The sequence below is a fragment of the Xanthomonas sp. genome (assembly GCF_017163755.1).
Lineage (GTDB): Bacteria > Pseudomonadota > Gammaproteobacteria > Xanthomonadales > Xanthomonadaceae > Xanthomonas_A.
Genome location: NZ_JAFIWC010000009.1, coordinates 89,248 through 109,470 on the forward strand (window position 1 = coordinate 89,248; position 20,223 = coordinate 109,470).

The 20,223-nt window shown below is 68.5% G+C and carries 18 protein-coding genes; 11 read left to right on the forward strand and 7 right to left on the reverse strand.

The features are described from left to right. Nucleotides 1–10: 10 nt before the first annotated feature. The 5 genes from JR065_RS08005 to JR065_RS08025 form a co-directional block, all read right to left on the reverse strand. On the reverse strand, nucleotides 11–3,118 hold the full coding sequence (locus JR065_RS08005; protein ID WP_206233511.1) for a hypothetical protein: 3,108 nt from the start codon (nucleotides 3,116–3,118) through the stop codon (nucleotides 11–13). Nucleotides 3,119–3,324: 206 nt separating this feature from the next. Next, nucleotides 3,325–3,936, reverse strand: coding sequence for a hypothetical protein (locus JR065_RS08010; protein WP_206233512.1), 612 nt, complete (start codon nucleotides 3,934–3,936; stop codon nucleotides 3,325–3,327). A 71-nt stretch (nucleotides 3,937–4,007) separates the two neighbouring features. After that, nucleotides 4,008–4,301 carry a family 16 glycoside hydrolase gene (locus JR065_RS08015; RefSeq protein ID WP_206233514.1) on the reverse strand — a complete coding sequence of 98 codons (294 nt, stop codon included), beginning with the start codon at nucleotides 4,299–4,301 and terminating at the stop codon, nucleotides 4,008–4,010. 60 nt (nucleotides 4,302–4,361) lie between these two features. Further along, the gene (locus tag JR065_RS08020) at nucleotides 4,362–5,021 is read right to left on the reverse strand and encodes a gluconate 2-dehydrogenase subunit 3 family protein (RefSeq protein WP_241093471.1); all 660 of its coding nucleotides are present in this window, start codon (nucleotides 5,019–5,021) and stop codon (nucleotides 4,362–4,364) included. Then, complete coding sequence (locus tag JR065_RS08025; protein ID WP_206233515.1) at nucleotides 5,018–6,706, reverse strand: GMC oxidoreductase; 1,689 nt, start codon at nucleotides 6,704–6,706, stop codon at nucleotides 5,018–5,020. Before JR065_RS08025 ends, JR065_RS08020 begins: the two co-directional genes overlap by 4 nt. Nucleotides 6,707–6,827: 121 nt before the next feature. On the opposite strand from JR065_RS08025, the gene JR065_RS08030 reads away from it, so the two are divergent. The 6 genes from JR065_RS08030 (at nucleotide 6,828) to JR065_RS21700 (ending at nucleotide 11,102) form a co-directional block, all read left to right on the forward strand. Continuing rightward, the gene (locus JR065_RS08030; protein ID WP_206233516.1) at nucleotides 6,828–7,061 is read left to right on the forward strand and encodes a hypothetical protein; all 234 of its coding nucleotides are present in this window, start codon (nucleotides 6,828–6,830) and stop codon (nucleotides 7,059–7,061) included. 7 nt (nucleotides 7,062–7,068) lie between these two features. Next, complete coding sequence (locus JR065_RS08035; protein WP_206233517.1) at nucleotides 7,069–8,871, forward strand: GMC oxidoreductase; 1,803 nt, start codon at nucleotides 7,069–7,071, stop codon at nucleotides 8,869–8,871. Beyond that, nucleotides 8,871–9,497 carry a gluconate 2-dehydrogenase subunit 3 family protein gene (locus JR065_RS08040; protein WP_206233518.1) on the forward strand — a complete coding sequence of 209 codons (627 nt, stop codon included), beginning with the start codon at nucleotides 8,871–8,873 and terminating at the stop codon, nucleotides 9,495–9,497. The genes JR065_RS08035 and JR065_RS08040 overlap by 1 nt, the downstream gene beginning before the upstream one ends. A 38-nt stretch (nucleotides 9,498–9,535) precedes the next feature. Beyond that, nucleotides 9,536–9,796: a hypothetical protein gene (locus JR065_RS08045; RefSeq protein ID WP_206233520.1), complete on the forward strand. Its 261-nt coding sequence runs from the start codon at nucleotides 9,536–9,538 to the stop codon at nucleotides 9,794–9,796. Nucleotides 9,797–9,887: 91 nt separating this feature from the next. Beyond that, nucleotides 9,888–10,529, forward strand: a complete 642-nt coding sequence (locus JR065_RS08050) for a 3-keto-disaccharide hydrolase (protein WP_206233521.1) — start codon at nucleotides 9,888–9,890, stop codon at nucleotides 10,527–10,529. A gap of 450 nt (nucleotides 10,530–10,979) precedes the next feature. Next, the gene (locus JR065_RS21700) at nucleotides 10,980–11,102 is read left to right on the forward strand and encodes a hypothetical protein (RefSeq protein WP_277420132.1); all 123 of its coding nucleotides are present in this window, start codon (nucleotides 10,980–10,982) and stop codon (nucleotides 11,100–11,102) included. 34 nt (nucleotides 11,103–11,136) lie between these two features. Here the strand turns inward: JR065_RS21700 and JR065_RS08055 are convergent, their stop codons facing one another. Beyond that, nucleotides 11,137–12,069, reverse strand: coding sequence for an alpha/beta fold hydrolase (locus JR065_RS08055; RefSeq protein ID WP_206233522.1), 933 nt, complete (start codon nucleotides 12,067–12,069; stop codon nucleotides 11,137–11,139). A gap of 191 nt (nucleotides 12,070–12,260) precedes the next feature. Between JR065_RS08055 and JR065_RS08060 the strand changes: the two genes are divergently transcribed. Further along, nucleotides 12,261–12,797: a CGNR zinc finger domain-containing protein gene (locus JR065_RS08060; protein ID WP_241093472.1), complete on the forward strand. Its 537-nt coding sequence runs from the start codon at nucleotides 12,261–12,263 to the stop codon at nucleotides 12,795–12,797. A gap of 245 nt (nucleotides 12,798–13,042) precedes the next feature. Here the strand turns inward: JR065_RS08060 and JR065_RS08065 are convergent, their stop codons facing one another. Next, entirely contained in the window at nucleotides 13,043–13,771 is a 729-nt protein-coding gene (locus JR065_RS08065) for a helix-turn-helix domain-containing protein (protein WP_206233523.1), read from the reverse strand. Nucleotides 13,772–14,016: 245 nt separating this feature from the next. Here JR065_RS08065 and JR065_RS08070 point away from each other — a divergent pair, with 245 nt between their 5' ends. From JR065_RS08070 to JR065_RS08085, 4 genes are all read left to right on the forward strand, one after another. Further along, nucleotides 14,017–16,035, forward strand: coding sequence for a serine hydrolase domain-containing protein (locus JR065_RS08070; protein WP_206233524.1), 2,019 nt, complete (start codon nucleotides 14,017–14,019; stop codon nucleotides 16,033–16,035). Between the two features lie 38 nt (nucleotides 16,036–16,073). Continuing rightward, nucleotides 16,074–17,108: a dipeptide epimerase gene (locus tag JR065_RS08075; protein ID WP_206233525.1), complete on the forward strand. Its 1,035-nt coding sequence runs from the start codon at nucleotides 16,074–16,076 to the stop codon at nucleotides 17,106–17,108. Next, a complete protein-coding gene (locus JR065_RS08080; RefSeq protein ID WP_206233526.1) occupies nucleotides 17,105–18,439 on the forward strand; it encodes a peptide MFS transporter in 1,335 nt (444 codons plus the stop codon). The genes JR065_RS08075 and JR065_RS08080 overlap by 4 nt, the downstream gene beginning before the upstream one ends. 72 nt (nucleotides 18,440–18,511) lie before the next feature. Then, a complete protein-coding gene (locus JR065_RS08085; protein WP_241093473.1) occupies nucleotides 18,512–20,209 on the forward strand; it encodes an N-acyl-D-amino-acid deacylase family protein in 1,698 nt (565 codons plus the stop codon). Nucleotides 20,210–20,223 lie beyond the last annotated feature (14 nt).

Below are 20,223 nucleotides of genomic sequence, written 5' to 3' on the forward strand. Positions count from 1 at the left end.
CGTGGCGGGATCAGGCTTCCACCCATTCCCCTTCCGGGTTCTGGGTCCATCGCGGCAGCGTGTCGTCCGGCCGCAACTGCACCAGGGTGGTCGGAATGCGCACCGTCCATGGGTCGCCCTGCGCGATCTCGTCGCCCGGGCGGTCCAGGCGCTCGGCGATCTCGTCGGCAATGGGCAGGTACAGGGGGCTGCTGATGGTGGGCAGGGGGCCGCCTTCCCATAGCTCGCCGTAGGTCATGAAATGATCGATGGCGCCTTCGAATCCGGGCCGGGCTGGTACGGACACGCGGCAGTAGCCCGCTTTCAGGAACTGGGTGAACAAGGGGTCGGGATCGTCGAAGGCGATGCGTTCGTCCCACTGGCTCTTGCGGCCCCAGAAGTAGGGGTAGGTGACCCAGGTCAGGTGTTCCCACTCGAAGGCCTGCTCGAAGAAGCGCACATAGGTTCCCTCCTTGGCCGCCTCCGAGACGTCGATCTGCGGCAGGCCGGTGCTGGGGGCGGTGTCGATCGCGTTGAACAGGTCGTAGTGCTGGTCGGTGATGATGCTGATGCAGTCCTTCTTGAGCTCGTCCTTCATGCGCTCCAGATTGAGCGCCGGGTTGGCGCCGCGGATCGCCACGCCCGCCTGCAGCTCGATCGCCGCCAGCTTTTCCTCGTACTCGCTCAAGCGCGCGCGATAGGCGCTGGTGAGCTTGGCATGGGTCTCGGCCCGCCACTTGGCCATCGCGCGATCGGTGCGCTTGCACTTGATCTCGATGGCGAATCCCACCGTGGCCACGCGATTGGTGATCAGTGCGAAGGGGACCGAGCCGGTCTCCTTGCTCATGCTCACCGTATGCATGGCCTGGTAGGTCATGTCCGGCTTCCTGCTCACCTGCAGGAAGTTGTTACCCACCACCGCGAACAGCTTCCAGTTGTACGCCCAGAAGATCACGAGCGTGCCGATGTAGGCGGTGATGGCCTCGTAGCCTTCGTCGATGGCGATCTGGCCGGAGTGGCTCAGCATGGTCGGCGCTTCTTCGTCGGTGGCCTTGAAGTCCACCGCTTTGGTCCGGTACATCTCCGGCGGCGGATCGACGTCGGTAGCCGAGTAGGCCGCGACCCAGTCGCCGTAGTTGGTTTCGGAGATCTGGTCCGGCGTCAGGGCGAACGCTTCCGGTTTCTCCAGCTCGACGCTGCCTTCGTGCGCTGCCTGCATGGCCTTGATCAGGAAGGCGGCCGGCTCGGGCACCATGAAGTCGAACAGGGTGCGCAGGCCGTAGTTGAACATCTGCGCCTGATAGACCTTGTTGACCCACTGGTACACGCCCGAGATGTGCCCGGTGCCGGCGACGTTGTCCAGCCTGTGCAGGTTCTTCTCGGTGACCTCATTGGTCACGCGCAGCGAGGAGCGTTCCAGCACCCGCTCGGTGATCTTGTTGGCGCTGCGCTGGGTGACGTCCTGGGAGAAGCTGGAGGCCGACTTGGTCGCCTCTTCCTTGGAGCGCGACATGGATCCCTCGGCGCTGGCGGTGAACTCCACCGTGGGGCCGTACTTGCCGGACACGGTCAGTCCGGCTTTGAGCGAGGCGTCTTCCTTGATCGTCTCGCTGCTCTCGCGCGTCATCTCGTAGCGATCGGTCGTCTCCAGCTCGCGCTCTTCGGAGGTGGACACTTCGGTTTCGACGAAGGTGAGCTCTTCGGTTTGCCGGCGAACGGTGTGTTCCCGCTCCTTCAGTTCGCCCTTGAGCACGTTCTCGATATGGGCCACGTCGGCGCGCTCGTAGCCGATCAGCTGCTGGCGCACCATGAGCAGGTCGGCGATCCCCGCCGGCTCCACCTTGCCGCGCGTGGAGGGAACGCTGGCGGTGCCGGGGAAGGGGAGGAACGGAGACAGCTCGAAGGACTCGTAGGCCGGGCCCCACAGCGAGGCCCTGGCGGTCCTGGTGGCCACCAGGGTGCTGCCTACCTTGCGGAACCTGCGCTCCACCAGGGGACCGGCGGCGGCGCGCAGCTCGCGCTGGACGGCCTCGCGCGCCAGGGTCAGCGACGAGACCATCTTCTCGATCCCATCCTGTTCCGCAGAGAGCTTGCCTGCGGCGAGGACCTTCTGCGTTTGCTCCGACAAGCCTCTGGAGGCCTCCGGCGACAGGCGCAGGCCGTCCTTCCGGAACTGTGCCAAGGACACCGCCGGGCTACCGGCCGACGCCGCCAAGCGCGTGGTGGTGTTGTCGATGGTGGGAACGGCGCCGCCGAGGCGTGGAGGGCTCTGCTCTCGGGGCGAATCCAGCAAGCGCTCCAGGTGCTTGAGCTGCATGTCCGAGAGCCTTTCGGAGAACGACGCGCTGCGCCTGAGCATGGTTTCCAGTTCGAGGCCCGGCGTGGGCGGCTGCTCTTCCGACGCTTCGGGAACGCTGACCTGGAAGCTGGCCCCATCGAGCTGTTCCAGTTCCGCAAGCGCCGCGCTGAGCGCGCGGTGCCGGGCGGCCAGGCCTTCGACGGTCCTGCTGCGCGAGGACCGCTGCTTTTCGCGCTGCTCGTCGGCCTTCTTGCGGTCGGCCTCGGAGGGGCGCAGCACCGAGGGCAGGCGATCCTTGGACGGAAGTTCGATGGACCGGCGGCGGTAGCGCCGCAGCGCGGCCGCAGTGGCCGGGAAGTCCGCGTCGGCCGCTGCCTTCTCCACCAGTTCCAGCGTGCGTAGCTGATGCGCCAGCGCCTCGACTGGCCTGCGGTGCTCTGCGGGCAGCTGCTTGATGGCGGTGATGCTGTCGCGGAGCCGCGCCAGGGCCTGCGTGAAGCTGTCGGATCCGGCCAGGCCCGCGGCGTCCTTGTCGAAGACCGACTCGATCGCCTGGCCAAGCGTGCGGGGGCCGGCGTCGTCGCTGCGCTCGAGCTGGTCCAGTCTGGCCGACAGGCGTTCGATGCCGTGGCTCAGCGGGGTGTCCTGGGGGCTGGCGATGAACTCGGGGCTTGCGATGAAGCCGGCGGCGAGCTTCTTGAGGCCTTCGCGATTGCCGCTTCCTTCCAGCCGGCGCAGCGCGGCCTGGTAATGCGAGTCCTGGGTGAGGCGGATGCTGGGATTGGCGGGGTCCTGGGCGACAGGGGGACGATTCAGCACAAAGCGGAACAGGGGTTCCATGGATAACGCTCCTTTGAAATCCGCCGAAAGCAGACGAGATCGGTCGGTCTCTTTCCAGGAACGTGGAATCGTCTCGGTCGCGGACAGCGCGACCTCCACTTCGCAGCGTAGTGTGATCCGTGGCCATATCTCAGGTGCGATGAGAAGCGACGGTCGGAAGCGCGATTCGCATCGGGATGCGATGCGCCTGAAGTTCCGCCAGAGGCCTATCGGGAATGTGGAAAGCCGGGCAATAGCCGTTCGGCGAACCTACGGTGCCCCCACCACGCATCGGCGGTCACGGACGGCGCGACGTTATTTCCCTGATCCGGCGCCTTGCGCATACACGCAGCTTTCGGGCACGGATCTGACGTGGGAGCGCTTGTAGTTGCTCGCGCTGCGGTCCATGCAGCCGGCGAGGTTGAGCAGCTCCACCTTGCGGATGTCGATCGGGTGCGATTCGCTCTGCAGCGAGAGGTAGCCGCCTTCGACCGGTTTCCCGTCGGGCGTGGCGGCGGGGTCGAAGTTCGCGCCGCCGCTAACTGCGGCAGCGCGTACTGCAGCACGCCCTCGCCGTTGACCAAATGGGTGATCTGCCCGCTGCCCAGCACCAGCATCTCGGCGCGGCCCCCCTGGTCGCCGTCGAAGGCCTTGGACGTGGAGTCCAGGCAATGCTCGGGATGGATCGCGCCGCGATAGACCACGTCCGTCCCCGGCGTGCACAGGTTCATGGTCGAGCGCGGCTTGCCATCGCCGGGGCCGCCGAGGAACTGCGCCTCGATGGAAATGGGGAAGTCCTGGTCGCGCCCCATCGTGCGCGGATGCGGCGAATGCAGCATCACGCCGCTGTTGCGCAACGCCCAACTGCCGGGGCCATCGCGCGCCTGCTGGCCGACGAAGCGGTATCCACCTAGGAAAACGGATCCTTGTAGAACAGGTGCCCGAACTTCGTGCCGAAGGACCGGTACTGGTCGTAGCGCACCTTGAGCAGGCCGTCCTCGACGCGGAACGTGTTGGCAAAATTGTCGCCGAGCGCGTGGCCGGCGATCTTCGGCGTCCAGCCGTCCAGATCGCGGCCGTTGAACAGCGCGATCCACTCTTCCTTCTCGGCCGAGGCCTGCGCCGCGGCGTTGCCCGCGGCCAATGCGGCGCACAGCAATGCAAGGCCACCGGATCGCGCGATATGACGGGATTTCGGAGTCATGCGTCGGCCTGCTGTCGTGGCTGGTGTTGCGTGGCTGCCGCCGGGTACGTGGAGCGCGGATCAGAACCGGTAGCTCGTCTCCGCGGCCCAGGTCTTGCCGTTGCCCGCCTGCGCCAGCGGCACGCAGGCCTGGTAGGCGCCGGGAACCGGGCGGTACTGCAACACCTGCGTGGTGCCGGGTTCGGAGCTGAAGTAGCCGAGCAGGGTGAGCTCCTTCATCATGAGGATGAAAGGACGGCGCCGCTGCGCGATGGGCGTCTGCAACGCCCGCTCCGCCTCGACCGCCGGGTCGTGCGCCTGCGTCACCATCGCCGCGCGCTGCGCCGGCTCCAGTTCGAGGAAACCGCGCCCGTGTTCGCGCTGCGCGCGGGCCGCGAAATCGGCGAGTTCGGCGACGAAGCGCGCCTGCTCGTCCCGTGGGTAGGCGTCCTTCAACATCCTGTCGATGAAGGCAGGAATACCGACATCCTTCGCGCCCGGCGTGTCGGTGCGCGGGATCATGATCTCGGCCACTTCCGCCACCAGCGCGGCCTGCGCCTGGGTGAGGAAGCCCGGCGTCCAGTCGCTGCCGGTGCCCGCGGCCTGCGTGCCTGCGGTGTCCGTGCCGGGCTCGGCCGAGCAGCCGGCGAGCACGCCGAGCAGGGCCGGCGCCGACACCGCGCCGCCCATCAGCAGGGCCACGCGGCGGATCGCCTCGCGGCGGTCGATGAGGGTCGTCATAGGTTCATCCGCTTCAGTTCCTGGACCGCGTGATCGGCGGCGCGCGCGGTCAGCGCCATGTAGGTGAGCGAGGGGTTCTGGCACGCCGAGGAGGAGGTCATGCAGGCGCCGTCGGTGACATACACGTTCTTGCAGGCATGCACCTGGTTCCAGGCGTTGAGCACGGAGGTAGCCGGATCGCGGCCCATGCGCGCGGTGCCCATTTCGTGGATGCCCATGCCCAGTTCGTCGCCGCTGTCGTGCGGGTTGACGTTCTTGAACCCCGCCGCTTCCAGCATCGTCGCGGCCTCGGCCGCCATGTCCTTGCGCATCTTCAGTTCGTTCTCGCGCATGGTCGCGTCGAAGGCCAGCACCGCGAAACCGTGCTTGTCCTTGCGCGTGCGATCCAGGGTGACGCGGTTGTCGTGGTACGGCAGGGTCTCGCCGAAACCGCCCAGCCCCACCTGCCACGGCCCGGGTACCGCGGCCTTGGTCTTCAGGTCCGCGCCCAGCGTGGAATCCTCGAGCAGCCGGGTCCAGCCCGGCCGCCATGCGCCGCCCTGGTAGCCGAAACCGCGCAGGTACTGGCGCCTGTCGTGGCCGAGGTTGACGAAGCGCGGCACGTAGATGCCGTTGGGCCGCTGGCCGCTGTAGTACTGGTCGTCGAAGCCTTCGACGAGCGCGGATGCGCCGACGCCCAGGTGATGGTCCATGATGTTGCAGCCGAGCTCGCCGCTGTCGTTGCCGAGGCCGTCCGGGAACCGGCTGGAGACGGAATTCATCAGGATGAAGGTGGAGCCGAACGTGGACGCGCACAGGAAGATCACCCTGGCGTGGAATTCCATCTGCGCGTTGGTTTCCGCATCGAGCACGCGCACGCCGCTGGCGCGGTCCTTGTTCGGGTCGTGGATGATTTCGTAGACGATCGAGTTGGGCCGCAGCGTCATGTTGCCGGTCTGCTCCGCCGCCGGCAGCGTGCTGGAGTTGCTGCTGAAGTACGCGCCGAACGGACAGCCGCGAATGCACAGGTTGCGGTACTGGCAGGTGCCGCGCTGCGGGCTGTGCGCCAGCGGCGCGGTGAGGTTGGCGGTCCGGCCGATGGTGACCGCGCGGCCCAGCTTGTCGGCGACGGCCTGCTTCAGGTGCAGCTCCACGCAGTTCATCGCCATGGGCGGCTGGAACTTGCCGTCCGGCAGCTGCTCGTAGCCCTCGGCCTGGCCGCTGACGCCGATGAAGCTTTCCACGCGGTCGTACCACGGCGCGAGATCGGCGTAGCGGATGGGCCAGTCCACGCCGATGCCTTCCTTCGCGTTCGCCTCGAAGTCCATCGGGCTCAAGCGGTACGACTGCCTGCCCCACATGATGGAACGGCCGCCGACGTGATAGCCGCGCACCCAGGCGAACGGCTGCTTCTCGATGTAGGGATGATCGTTGTCGTTGACGAACCAGTGCTTGGTCGCCTGCGTGAGCACGCCGCCGCGCTCGGCGACCATCTGCTGCTGGAGGTCGGCCTGCGTGGGGCGGCCGGCGTACGGCGAGTCCCATAGCGGCTCCATCGCGGTGGGATAGTCGCCGTGCTTCACCATTCGCCCGCGATCGAGCACGAGGGTCTTCAATCCCTTCTCGGTCAGCTCTTTCGCGGCCCATCCACCGCTGATGCCGGTACCGACCACGATCGCGTCGAAGGAATGGTTTCCTGCCGCCATGCTTGCGCTTCCCCGAGCCAGCTGGTCTAGGACTCTACCGCGGAAAGACGCTAACATCGAAACGCCGTTCGAGCGACCCTCGCAACGATGGGCGACGCGAATGCGTTGTCGCAATGCAGCATTGTTCGTTGAATTCCAGCCGGATGTTTTCCCGAAGGAGCGAAGGAACACGATGTTGACTCGACGCGCATTTCTTCACAGCAGTTCGCTAACGTTGGCGGCGATGACTTCGCTGGATGCCTTTGCCGCCAAGCCGCGGATCCGCCATTGCTTCGTGGAGCAGGAGAACTTCGAGCGGGCACCACTGGAAAGCGCGGAGCTCGGTTTCGACTGCCTCAGCCGCCTGAAAGCGTGACGCGCCCGTGCCTTTCCTGACCGCAGACGCCATCAAGCAGGCGTACGACGTGATCGTGGTGGGCTCCGGCGCGGCCGGCGGACAGACCGCCTATACGCTGTGCATGGAAGGCGCCAGGGTGCTGATGCTCGAAGCCGGGCGCAACTACGCGCCGGAGAGCGAGACGCCGATGTTCCAGACCCCGGACCAGGCGCCGCTGCGCGGCACGGCGACGCCGGAAAAGGCGTTCGGCTTCTACGACGCCACCGTCGACGGCGGCTGGCAGGTGCCGGACGAACCCTACGTCAACGCGCGGCAGGACGATGCCGGCCGCTTCGAATGGTGGCGCGCGCGCATGCTCGGCGGCCGCACCAACCACTGGGGGCGGATTTCGCTGCGCAACGGCGCCTACGACTTCAAGCCCTACAGCCGCGACGGGCTGGGCTTCGACTGGCCGATCGACTACGCCGACGTGGCGCCGTACTACGACAAGGTCGAGATGCTGATCGGCGTGTACGGCGACAACGACGGCCTGGAGAACACGCCCGATTCGCCCCCCGGCGTATTGCTGCCGCCGCCCAAGCCCAAGGTCAGCGACCTGCTGGTGCAGCAGCGCGCCGGGCGCCTGGGCGTGCCGGTGGTCGCCGGCCACCGCGCGGTGCTGACCCGGCGCCTGGATGCGGACACCCTGCCGGCCAAGCTGCATCCGGGCAACGCCGAGGCGCAGCGGATCCTGCGCGAGTCGATGCTGCGCCGCGCGGCCTGCTGGTGGGCCACCCCGTGCGGCCGCGGCTGCTCGACCGGAGCCAACTACCAGTCGACCACCGTGCATCTGCCGCCGGCGCTGGCCACCGGGCGGCTGGACATCGTCTGCAACGCCATGGTGCGCGAGACGGTGCTGGGCGCCAACGGCAAGGCCGATGGCGTGCGCTTCATCGACAAGACCAGCGGCAAGGAATTCGCCGCCTCGGCGCGCGTGGTGGTGCTGGCCGCCAGCGCCTGCGAGACCGCGCGCATCCTGCTCAACTCCAAGTCCACCTCGTTCCCCAACGGCCTGGCCAATTCCAGCGGCAAGGTCGGGCGTTATGTGATGGACACGGTCGGCGCCAGCCTGAGCGGACAGGTGCCGCTGCTGGAGAACCTGCCGCCGCACAACGAGGACGGCGCCGACGGCGGCCACATGTATTCGCCGTGGTGGCTCTACCAGGAACAACTGGCCGGCAAGCTGGGTTTCGCGCGCGGCTACCACATCGAGTTCGGCGGCGGCCGGCGCATGCCCGGCCTGAGTACCGGGGCCGGGCTGGAATGGCTCACCGGCGGCAGCTACGGCCACAAATTCAAGCAGGACGTGCGCCGCTACTACGGCTCCTTCGTCGGCTTCGCCGGCCGCGGCGAGATGATTCCCAACGAGCATTCGTACTGCGAGATCGACCCGCAGGTGAAGGACAAGTGGGGCATCCCGGTGCTGCGTTTCCACTGGCAGTGGTCCGAGCACGAGATCCGCCAGGCCGCACACATGCAGCGCACCTTCGCCGACATCATCGAGGCGATGGGCGGACGCGTGCAGGGACAGGTCCAGACCGACGGCGCCAAGGCCATCGAACCCGGCGGCTCGATCATCCACGAGGTGGGCGGCGCGATCATGGGCGCCGATCCGGGCACCTCGGTCACCGACCGGTGGTGCCGGACCTGGGACGTGGACAATCTGTACATCACCGACGGCGCGGTCTTCGCCTCCAACGCCGACAAGAACCCGACGCTGACGATCATGGCGCTGGCCTGGCGCGCGTCCGACCACATCCTGGCGCGCATGCGCCGCAAGGAGCTCTGATGGACCGCCGCACCTCGTTGAAGTGGATGCTGAGCGCGGCCAGCCTGCCGCTGCTGCACCTGGCCGGATGCAGTGCCGAGGCGCCGCCGCCCACGCTGCCTTCCGGCACCGGCTACGGCACCGATCCGGACCTGCTCAAGGCCTACGGGCCCGATTCGGTCTGGCCGCTGACGCTGGACGAACGGCAGCGGCGCATCGCCACCGCGCTGTGCGACCTGATCGTGCCGGCGGATGCGGAAGGGCCCGGCGCGGTCGCGGTCGGCGTGGTCGATTTCATCAACGAATGGGTCAGCGCGCCGTATCCGCGACAGGTCGCCGACCGCACGCTGATCCTGGCCGGGTTCGACTGGCTGGATGCGCAGGCGCAGCAGCGCTTCTCGCGCAGCTTCGGCGGATCGGGCGTGGACCAGCGCCGCGCGATCTGCGACGACATCTGCTATCTGCCCAAGGCGCGCGCCGAGTTCAGGCAGGCCGCGCAATTCTTCGCCCGCTATCGCGACCTGACCATCGGCGGATTCTCCACGTCGCCGCAAGGGCGGCAGTACCTGGGCTATGTCGGCAACGTGCCGTTGGCCAGCTTCGACGGCCCGCCGCCGGACGTGCTCAAGCGTGTGGGGGTGGGCTGATGCCGGCGCTCTCGCGCCGCGAACGGCTCGCGGCCGCGGTGGCGTCCGGCGCGCTGGCGATGCCGGTGGGCGCTGCGCCGTCGGTGCCGCGCGTACGGCGCATCGGACCGAACGACCGGCTCGCTATCGCGACGATCGGCGTGGGCGGGATAGGCGGCGGCGCCATCGCCGCGCTGCGCGGCGAGAACATCGTCGAAGCGCATGCCGCGCGGTGGCCGCTGCGGCTGCAGGGCCACGGCGCTCCGGTGGCGTTCCGCAACATCTGGATCCGCACCATCGCACGGCCGGTGCCGCAATGAGCGGGCCGCCATGAGCACGGCGTTGCCGCCGTCTGCGGCATCGCACCCATCCATGCCGGCGGCATGTCGGCCTTCCTCGAGGAGATATCGCATGTACATCCGTTTGCTCGGCACCTGTCTGCTGGCAATGTCCAGCGGCATGAGCGCGCACGCCGCAGAACCGGCGGCTGCCGATTGGAAGCCGTTGTTCGATGGCAAGACGCTGGACGGCTGGCGCGCCAGCGAGGCGCCCGGTTCGTTCAGCGTGCGCGACGGCGCGATCGTGGTGCGCGGGCCGCGCTCGCATCTGTACTACCTGGGCCAGGTGCAGCGCCACGAGTTCCGCAATTTCGAGCTGCAGCTCGAGGTGATGACCAAGCCCGGCGCCAATTCCGGCGTCTACTTCCATACCGCCTGGCAGGATGCGGGCTGGCCGGCCAAAGGCTACGAAGTGCAGGTCAACAACAGCCAGAGCGATCCCAAGCGCACCGGCGGCCTGTATGCGGTGGAGGACACCTTCCAGGCGCCGGCCAAGGACGATACCTGGTTCACGCTGCGCATCCGCGTCGAAGGCCACCGCATCCGCACCTTCGTCGACGACAAGCCGATCGTCGACTACACCCAGCCCGAGCGGCCGGAGCGGCCGGCCGACATGAAGGGCCGGGTGCTGTCCTCGGGCACCTTCGCGTTGCAGGCGCACGATCCGGGCAGCGAAGTGCACTACCGCAACATCAAGGTACGGGTGTTGCCCTGAGGCGCCCGTCCCATCCGCGGAGAAACCCATGAACCCGCAGCGCCTGTTCCTCGCCGGTTGCATCGCCTGAGCCTGCGCGTGTCCTGTATCGCGAAGCCTTCCGCGCGATCGCCGCGGAAGCCGCCGGTGCGCCGGCGCCGGACGATCTCGATCTTCCCGGCATCGACGACGGCGTCGCCGGCATGGTCTTCATCGAAGCCGCGGTGGCTGGCGCGCGGCAAGGCGCGGCCTGGGTGACCTTCGCCGCGTAGCGCAGTGATGGCGCTGGCGAGCGCGAGCGGCTAAGCGCGAGGCAGCGGCGCTGCGCCATGGTCGCTCGGGGACGTTCGCTTGCGCGCCGCGTACATGTCGCCACGGCACGGGTCGCCGTAGGGATGGCCAGGGCGAAATGTCGCTACTGGCAGTGTACGTTCGCCGCGCTCGAGCGATGGGCCTGGCGGATTCACGAGCTTGTGGAAGGCACGCGCGACGCTTTCCGAATCGCCGGCCTACGCCGAGCGCGCGCGGTCCATGGTCGCCGAGCGCGGCGACGCCTATGCGATGCCTGGCATCGACCTCACGTGCGCGCCGTAGCCGACCGGGCACCGCCTTCGCCCGGCAGCGCCACTCACGGCGCGACGCTGCGGTCGAGGAATTCCAGCATCGCCGCGGCGATTTCCCCGCCATGGGTTTCGATGGCGAAGTGGCCGGTATCGAGGAACCGCACTTCGGCGTTCGCATTGTCGCGCTTGAACGCTTCGGCGCCGGTGGGGGTGAAGAAGGGATCGTTCAGGCCCCAGATCGCCAGCGTCGGCGGTTGGTGCTGGCGGAAGAATTCGTGCAGCTGCGCGTACTGCTCGATGTTGGCGCCGTAGTCGAGCAGAAGATCCATCTGCGCTTCGACGCCGATGCGTTCGATCGCCGCGGAGGCCAGCTGATGGCTTTCCGGCGCGAGCAGCGAGACGTCCTTCACGCCTTCGGTGTACTGCCACTCGATCATCTCCGGCGTATTGAAGCGGCGCAGTGCCTCGCGGTTCGCGGCGGTGGGTGCGTTCCAGGCCTTGCGCATGTCGGCCCAGCCCGCGCTCAATCCTTCTTCGTAGGCATTGCCGTTCTGGCTCACGATCGCGCTGATCTTGTGCGGGTTGCCCACCGCCAGGCGCCAACCGACCGGGGCGCCGTAGTCGAAGACGTAGAGCGCGTAGCGGTCCATGCCCTTGGCGACGGTGAACGCGTCGATGACCGATGCGAGCGTGTCGAACGTGTAGTCGAACCGGACCCCGGGCATCACCGTGGTCTGGCCGAAGCCGGGCAGGTCCGGGGCGATCACGTGATAGCGCTGCGCCAGCGCCGGTATCAGCTCGCGGAACATGTGCGAGGAAGCGCCGAATCCGTGCAGCAACAGGACCGTGGGCGCTTGCGGCCGGCCGGCCTCGCGGTAGAAGACGTCGACGCCTTCGACCTGCATCGTCCGGTGGTGCACGCGTACGGGAGCGTCCGCGGCCGCTGCGGAGAACGCGGTGCCGAGGGCGGCCGCAAGAAGGGCAGGCTGGAGGTTCATGGCGATTCCTTGGGTGGAAGGGTGCAGCGTAAGTAACCTGTATTAAACAAATATAGAGGTTACTTGAGCGTAGTGTGCGGTGGACGTAGTAACCTGTCAAATCATATTTTTGAGGTTATGACGTGGCCGACACACAGCATCAGCGCGACGGCGACGCCGGCGAGGCTCCGATGGTCGGCGACCATCTGGCGATGGACCTGCTCAACACGCAGGCGCGTGCGCAGGGCAGGGTCGTCGACCACTGGAACACCGATGGCGACGTGCTCCGCTGGTTGGCACGGCATGGCCTGGCGTCGCCGCGCGGGCGCGGGGGCACCGCACCGGCGGGCCTGCTGGCTCGTGCGAGGACGCTGCGGACACAGGCCCATGAGCTGATCGCCAGGCGCAAGCAGGGGAAGGCCGGCGACATCGGCGGCCTCAACGAGTACCTGCATGCCTACCTCAGCGCGCCGGACCTGCAGCGCGATGGCGAGGGCAAGCTGGTGTTGGCGCGGGTGCCGCGCGGCGATGCGATGGCGTCGTTGCTCGGCCCGGTGGCCGAAGCGGTGGCGCAGCTGCTGGTGGAGGGCGACTTCGCCCTGGTCAGGCAGTGCGAACACCCGGACTGCATCCTGTGGTTCTACGATCGCACGAAATCGCACAAGCGCCGGTGGTGCAGCATGGCCCAGTGCGGGAATCGCCACAAAGCCGCGCAGTTCAGGAAAAGAAGCAGCGGCGAAAGCGTCTAGCCCGGACAGCGCCGGGCCCGATCCAACCCCGGGCTAGTACCGGTTATCGGCAGCCCCGTATCCGAGGACCAGGCCGACCGGGCCTGGCCACCCACCGCCGGATCGAGCATTGCCACTGAATCGCGTTGCCGCCGAGTCCGCGTCGGCTTGCACACGGGGCGTGTGCGCTCAGGCTGCGGCTGCGCCTGTAGGCGATCCACCGACAACTGCGAGTGTGCTGGCAGTGCACGGTGCCATGCCAGGCGTCATGTCTTTTTCCGCGACGCGGAGGCGCTGCGCCGGACCGCCTTCGCCTTGGGCTTGGCCGGCTTGGTCGCGACGGCCGGGGCGTTGCGCTCGCGCTGCGCCGCGGTCTCGTCGCCGTGCAGGGTCATCAGCGATTCCATCAGCTGCTCGTCCGAACTGGAGCACACGCCCAACAGCAGGGCTTCCTTGCAGCCTGCGGCGGCCAGGTAGGCATGGCCCATGTTGGAGTCGATGTAGACCGATTGCCCGGCGTCCAGGACGATCGGGTCGTAGAACTCGGTATGGACTTCGACGCGGCCTTCGAGCACGTGGATGTATTCCTCGCCGGAGTGGTGCACGAGTTCGCCGAACTCCTCGATGCTCTTGGCGCGCACCCGGGTCAGCACCGGGATCATGCGCTTGCGGCGCAGTTCCGGGCACAGGTAGTAGTAGTCGTAGTTGGGCGTGTTGACGCGGATCGCGTCCTCGATGCGTCCGATGCTGCGGCGCGCGGTCACCGCCGGCTCGGGCGTGTCGTCCTGCTCGGCGAACAGCTCGGACATGCGCAGCTGCAGGCGCTGGCTGAGCTGCAGCAGCTTGTCGTAGGTCAGGGTCAAACGGTCGTGTTCGACCTTGGACAGCGTGGAGAGCGGAATGCCGGAATGCTGGCTCATCTGCTTCAGCGTCCAGCCCTTGCGCGCGCGCAGCGAGCGCAGCAGTCCGCCGATGGTGGGGTGTTGCGATTTCATCCTTACCTGCTCTCCTGGGGGAATGCCCGCAGCGGTGGAAGCGTCCTGGGCAGGATCATCATCGCCCCAGCGGGGAGCGTTGGAAAGGCCGGCAGCCCCCTGGATCCGCAGGCGATGGCGCGGCCAGGGGCGTGGTTGACAATTCTCTGATTAGGATCATTATTACCAAATCAGGACAAATACAGCCCGCCTGGCCGATGATCGAATGCGGCGGGATTGCCCATCACCGCTCCGGAGAGTAAGCGATGCGCGTAATTCCGTTCACGCTGTACGGCTGTCTGTTGACCCTGGGCCTGGCGTCGACAGCGGGCGCGCAACAGGCGCCCTCGGTGCCGCCCGCTGTCCCGCCGGTGACCGCGCCGGCGACCGCGACGCCGTCGCAACCGCCGCAGACGCCCAGCCCCGACGGGGTGCCCGCGCTGACCCGCGCCGACGCGCAGGCCTGGCTGGACGGCTACCTGCCCTACGCGCTGGAGAGCGGCGACATCGCCGGCGCGGTGGTGGTGGTGGTCAAGGACGGCCAGGTGCTGCTGCAGAAGGGCTATGGCTATTCCGACCTGGACAAGCGCGTGCCGGTGGATCCGGAAGGCACGCTGTTCCGGCCCGGCTCGGTGTCCAAGCTCTTCACCTGGACCGCGGTCATGCAACTGGTCGAGCAGGGCAAGCTGGACCTGGACGCGGACATCAACCAGTACCTCGACTTCGAGATCCCGCCGCACAACGGCAAGGCGATGACGCTGCGCCAGGTGATGACCCATACCACCGGCCTGGAGGAGCAGATCCGCGGGCTGATCAGCTCGCGCGCCGAGGAGATCGTGCCGCTGGACGCGGCGCTGAAGCGCTGGGTGCCCGAACGCATCCACGTGCCCGGCGCCACGCCGGCCTATTCCAACTATGCGACCGCGCTGGCGGGCTACGTCGTGCAGCGCGTGTCGGGCGAGCCGTTCGACGCCTATGTCGCGCGCCATATCTTCCAGCCGCTGGGCATGGCCCATGCGAGCTTCAGCCAGCCGCTGCCGCCGGCCTTGCTGGCCAAGGTGTCCAAGGGCTACGACAAGGCCTCCGACGGCACGCCGAAGGACTACGAGTTCATCAGCCTGGCGCCGGCGGGCAGCCTGGCCGCCACCGGCGCGGACATGGCCCGTTTCATGATCGCGCACCTGCAGGACGGCGCCTATGGGGACGCGCGCATCCTGGGTGCGCAGACCGCGCGCACGATGCATTCCACCGGGCAGGCGTCGGTGGGCCCGCTGAACCGGATGATGCTCGGCTTCTACGAAACCACCGTCAACGGCCATCGGGCGATCGCCCATGGCGGCGACACGCTGTGGTTCCACAGCGACCTGCAGCTGTTCCTGAACGACGGCGTGGGCATTTTCGTGTCGATGAACAGCAGCGGCCGCGACGGCGCGACCGGGCACATCCGTGGCGCGCTGGTGCGCGGATTCGCCGATCGCTACTTCCCCGGATCCAAGGCGCGCGCGCCGGTGTTCGATCCGGAGCAGGCCAAGCTGCACGCCGCGCAGATGGCCGGCAGCTACGAAAGCAGCCGCCGCGCGCAGAGCAACCTGCTGTCGCTGGCGAACCTGCTTGGCCAGGTCAAGGTGATCGCCAACGAGGACGGCACGATCAGCGTGCCGATGGCCACGGACGCCAGCGGCGCGCCGAAGAAGTGGCGCGAGACGGCGCCCTACCTGTGGCAGGACGTGGCCGGCAGCGACCGCCTGGCCGCCGACGTGGTCGACGGCAAGGTGGTGCGCTTCAGCATGGAACCGTATGCGCCGATCATGGTGTTCGAGCGCTTGTCGCTGTGGCGCTCGCTGTCGCTGCCGTTGCTGGCGGCCAGCCTGGCGGTGCTGCTGCTGACCGTACTGGCCTGGCCGGTATCGGCGCTGGTGCGGCGCCACTATGGCGTCGCCTACGGCCTGTCGGGCGCCGATGCGCGCGCCCACCGCGTGGCGCGACTGACGGCCCTGGCCGTGTTCGTGGCGATCGCCGGGGCGATGGGGCTGGTGGTGGCGATGCTCAACGACCTGGAACTGACCGGTCCCGGATCGGACCTGACGATCAACGCGCTGCGACTGTTCGCGTTGGTGGCGCTGCCGGTCGGCGCGGCGCTGTCGGCATGGAACGCGTGGCAGGTGCTGCGCAGCCGGCGCCGCTGGCTCGCCAAGGTGTGGGCGGTGCTGCTGGCGCTGGCGTGCCTGTTCCTGCTGTGGGTGGGCCTGGCCAACCACCTGATCGGCTATGGCGCGTACTACTGATTGAGCCGGCGGGCCGCGTCTGCTGCCCGCCGCCTTCCATGGGTGTCCTTGCCGAGGTGCGCGTGATCGCCGGACCCATCGAACTGGAGCTGCACAACGAACCGCTGCCGCTGTCGGCGCCGTTCCGTATCGCCGGGCACGTGTTCGACGCGATGCCGGCGACGCTGGTCACCCTGCGCGACGGCGCGCACGTCGGGCGGGGAGAGGCGGCGGGCGTGTACTACACGCACGACCATCCCGAGGCGATGATCGCCACGCTCGAGGCGTTGCGGCCGCGCATCGAGGCCGGCATCGACCGGCAGGCGCTGCGCACGCTGCTGCCTGCCGGCGGCGCGCGCAATGCGCTGGACTGCGCGCTGTGGGAGCTGGAATCGCAACGCAGCGGCGTGCCGGTGTGGAAGCTGGCCGGTCTGCAGCAAGTGCGCCCGCTGCTGACCACCTTCACCGTCGGCGCCGACGATCCGGCGGTGATGGCCGAGCGCGCGGCGGCCTATGTGCAGGCGCGCGCGTTGAAGCTCAAGCTGACCGGCGATGCGGAACTGGACGCCGCGCGCGTGCGCGCGGTGCGCGCGCGCTGTCCGGACGCGTGGATCGGGGTCGACGCCAACCAGGGCTACGACGCGCACAGCCTGCCGCCGCTGCTGCCGGCGCTGGTCGAGGCGAAGGTCGCGCTGCTCGAGCAGCCGTGCGCGCGCGGCCGCGAGGCCGACCTGGACGGCATCGAACGCGCGCTGCCGTTTGCCGCGGACGAGAGCATCCTGGACCTGGCCGAACTCGAGGCGCGCCACCACCGCTTCGACGTGATCAACATCAAGCTGGACAAGTGCGGCGGGCTCACCGAAGGCTTGCTGATGGCCAGGCGCGCGCGCGAACTGGGCAAGCGGGTGATGGTCGGCAACATGTGCGGCACCAGCCTGGCCGCGGCGCCGGCGTTCGTGCTGGGGCAGCTGTGCGACGTGGTCGACCTGGATGGGCCGATCTTCCTGGCCCAGGACCGCGCGCCGTCGGTGCGCTACGAGGACGGCCGCATCTTCTGCGGCGACGAGGTCTGGGGCTGCAGGGCCGGCGCATGAGCCAGACGGCGGAAAAGACCTGGTTCGGCCAGCCGCGCGGGCTGACCATCCTGTTCCTGACCAACATGTGGGAGCTGTTCTCCTACTACGGCATGCGCACGCTGCTGGTCTACTACATGACCAAGGAGCTGCTGTTCGCCCAGGAAAAATCTTCCTTCATCTACGGCACCTACACCGCGATGGCGTACTTCACCCCGATCCTGGGCGGGGCGCTCGCCGACCGCTGGCTGGGCAAGCGCAACGCGGTGATCATCGGCGGCAGCGTGATGGCGCTGGGCCATTTCCTGATGACGTTCGAGCCGCTGTTCTACGTCGCGCTGGCGACCATCGCGCTGGGCAACGGCCTGTTCCTGCCCAGCCTGCCCAGCCAGATCAACGACCTGTACCGTGCCGACGACCCGCGCCGCGGCCGGGCCTACAACGTCTACTACGTCGGCCTGAACATCGGCGGTTTCATGGCGCCGCTGGTCTGCGGCACCCTGGGCGAGGTCTACGGCTGGCACTACGGCTTCGGCGCCGCCGGCATCGGCATGTTCGTCGGCCTGATCATCTACGTGCTGGGCCGCGGCTATCTCCCGCCGGACAGCCGCACGCGGGTGCGCACCGCCGCCGCGGCGGACGAACGCGGCGGCAATGGCGCGCGGCTGTGGCTGCTGCTGCTGTGCGTGGGCCTGGCGGCGACGATCTTCCGCGGTGCCTACGAGCAGATCGGCAACACGCTGCCGCTGTGGATCGACAGCGGCGTGGATCGGAGCTGGGGCGACGCGGTCATTCCGATGACCTGGTTCCAGGCGCTCAATCCGCTGCTGGTGATCAGCATGACGCCGCTGCTGCTGTTGCACTGGCGGCGGCGCGCCGATGCCGGCCGCGACATGTCGCCGGCGCGCAAGATGGCGATCGGCGCGGTCATCGTCGCGCTGGCCTACCTGCTGCTGGCGGCGCTGGATGGGTCGGCCGGCGGCGGGCGCGTCGGCTGGCCATGGCTGCTCGCGTTCTTCGCGATCCTCACCCTGGGCGAGCTGTACATCCTGCCGACCGGGCTGGGACTGTTCGCGCGCCTGGCGCCGCCGCGGCTGGGCGCGACCACGGTGGCGGCGTGGTTCCTGGCGATCTTCACCGGCAGCCTGCTGGCCGGCGCGGTGGGCGCCCTGTGGTCGTGGATCGGCCACGCCGGATTCTTCGTGCTGCTGGCGGGACTGGCGCTGCTCGCCGCCTGCGCGCTGTGGATGCTGGACCGGCCGATCCGCGCCATGGAACGGGAGCGCCGCCCTGCGTCCGTCGAACCGCCGCCCGCCGCGGCGCACGCGCCGGCGGAGAACCCCCATCGTTGAAGCCGCCGTTGCACCTTCCGGCGGCGCCTGCCCGTCATCGCGGTATCCACCAGGAGCAAACCGATGTACCGATTGCGACCTTCCGTTCTGATGCTGATGCTGGCCGGCTGCGCGTCGATGCCCGCCGCCATGGCCGCCGGCGAATCGTACGACGTGCTGATACGCAACGGCGTGGTCTACGACGGCAGCGGCGCCGCCGGCCGGCGCGTGGACGTGGCGGTGCGCGCGGACCGCATCGCCGCGCTGCTGCCGGCGGGGAGCGCGGCGGTGGCCACGCGCACCGTCGATGCCCGCGGCCATGCGGTGGCGCCGGGCTTCATCAACATGCTGAGCTGGGCGCCGGAAGCGCTGATCGTCGATGGCCGCGGCGTGAGCGACACCAAGCAGGGCGTGACCCTGGAGGTATTCGGCGAAGGCTGGTCGATGGGCCCGTACACCCCGGCGATGAAGGCCGATGCGCTGAAGCAGCAGGGCGACATCCGCTACCCGATCGAATGGACCACGCTGGGCGAGTACCTGGACTACCTGCAACGGCGCGGCATCACGCCGAACGTGGCCTCGTTCGTCGGCGCCACCACGGTGCGCATCCACGAACTGGGCGAAGGCGACGTCGAGCCGGACGCCGCGCAGCTTGCGCGCATGCAGGCGCTGGTGCGCCAGGCGATGGCCGAAGGCGCGCTGGGCGTGGGCGGCTCGCTGATCTATCCGCCGGCCGCGTTCGCCGACACCGGCGAGCTGGTCGCGCTCGCGCAGGCCGCGGCCGAATCCGGCGGCGGCTATGTCGCGCACATGCGCAGCGAGGCGGACCGGTTCCTGGAAGCGCTGGACGAGACCATCGCCATCGCCCGCGCCACCGGACAGCGCGCCGAGGTCTACCACCTCAAGGCGGCGGGCGAGAAGAACTGGCCGAAGATGGCCCAGGCGATCGCCAGGATCGACCAGGCGCGCAAGCAAGGCCTGGCGGTCAGCGCCAACATGTACGCCTACACCGCCGGCGCCACCGGCCTGACCGCGGGCCTGCCGCCCTGGGTGCAGGCCGGCGGCCACGACGCGATGGTCGCCCGGCTCAAGGATCCGGCCACCCGCGCGCGGGTGATCGCCGAGATGAAGGACCCCAACGTGGACTGGGAGAACATCCGCCTGCTCACCGGTTCCGACGAGCGCGTGCTGTTCATCGAGTTCAAGAACGAAAAGCTCAAGCCGTTGCTCGGAAAGACCCTGGCCGAAGTGGCCAGGGCGCGCGGCAAGTCCGCCGAGGAGACCGTGCTCGACCTGATCGTGGAGGACGATTCGCGCGTGGTCGCCGCGTATTTCCTGATGAGCGAGGAGAACGTCGAGCTGGGCCTGAAGCAGCCGTGGACCAGCCTGGGTTCGGACGCCGAATCGTCGGCGCCGGAGGGCGTGTTCCTCGAATCCAGCACGCATCCGCGCGCCTACGGCAACGTCGCCCGGTTCCTGGGCCACTACGTGCGCGAGCGCAAGCTGATGCCGCTGGAAGAGGGCATCCACCGGCTGACCGGCTTGCCGGCGGCGAACTGGAAACTGCGCGACCGCGGATGCCTGAAGCCGGGCTGCTACGCCGACATCGTGGTGTTCGACCCGGCCACGATCGCCGACCACGCCACCTACAAGGCGCCGCAGCAGTACGCGACCGGCGTCAGCGACGTGTTCGTCAATGGCGTGCAGGTGCTGCGCCAGGGCGAGCACACCGGCGCCAAGCCGGGGCGGGTGGTGCGCGGGCCGGGATGGCGCGAACCCAAGCGGGAATGAGCGCGGCGCCGGCG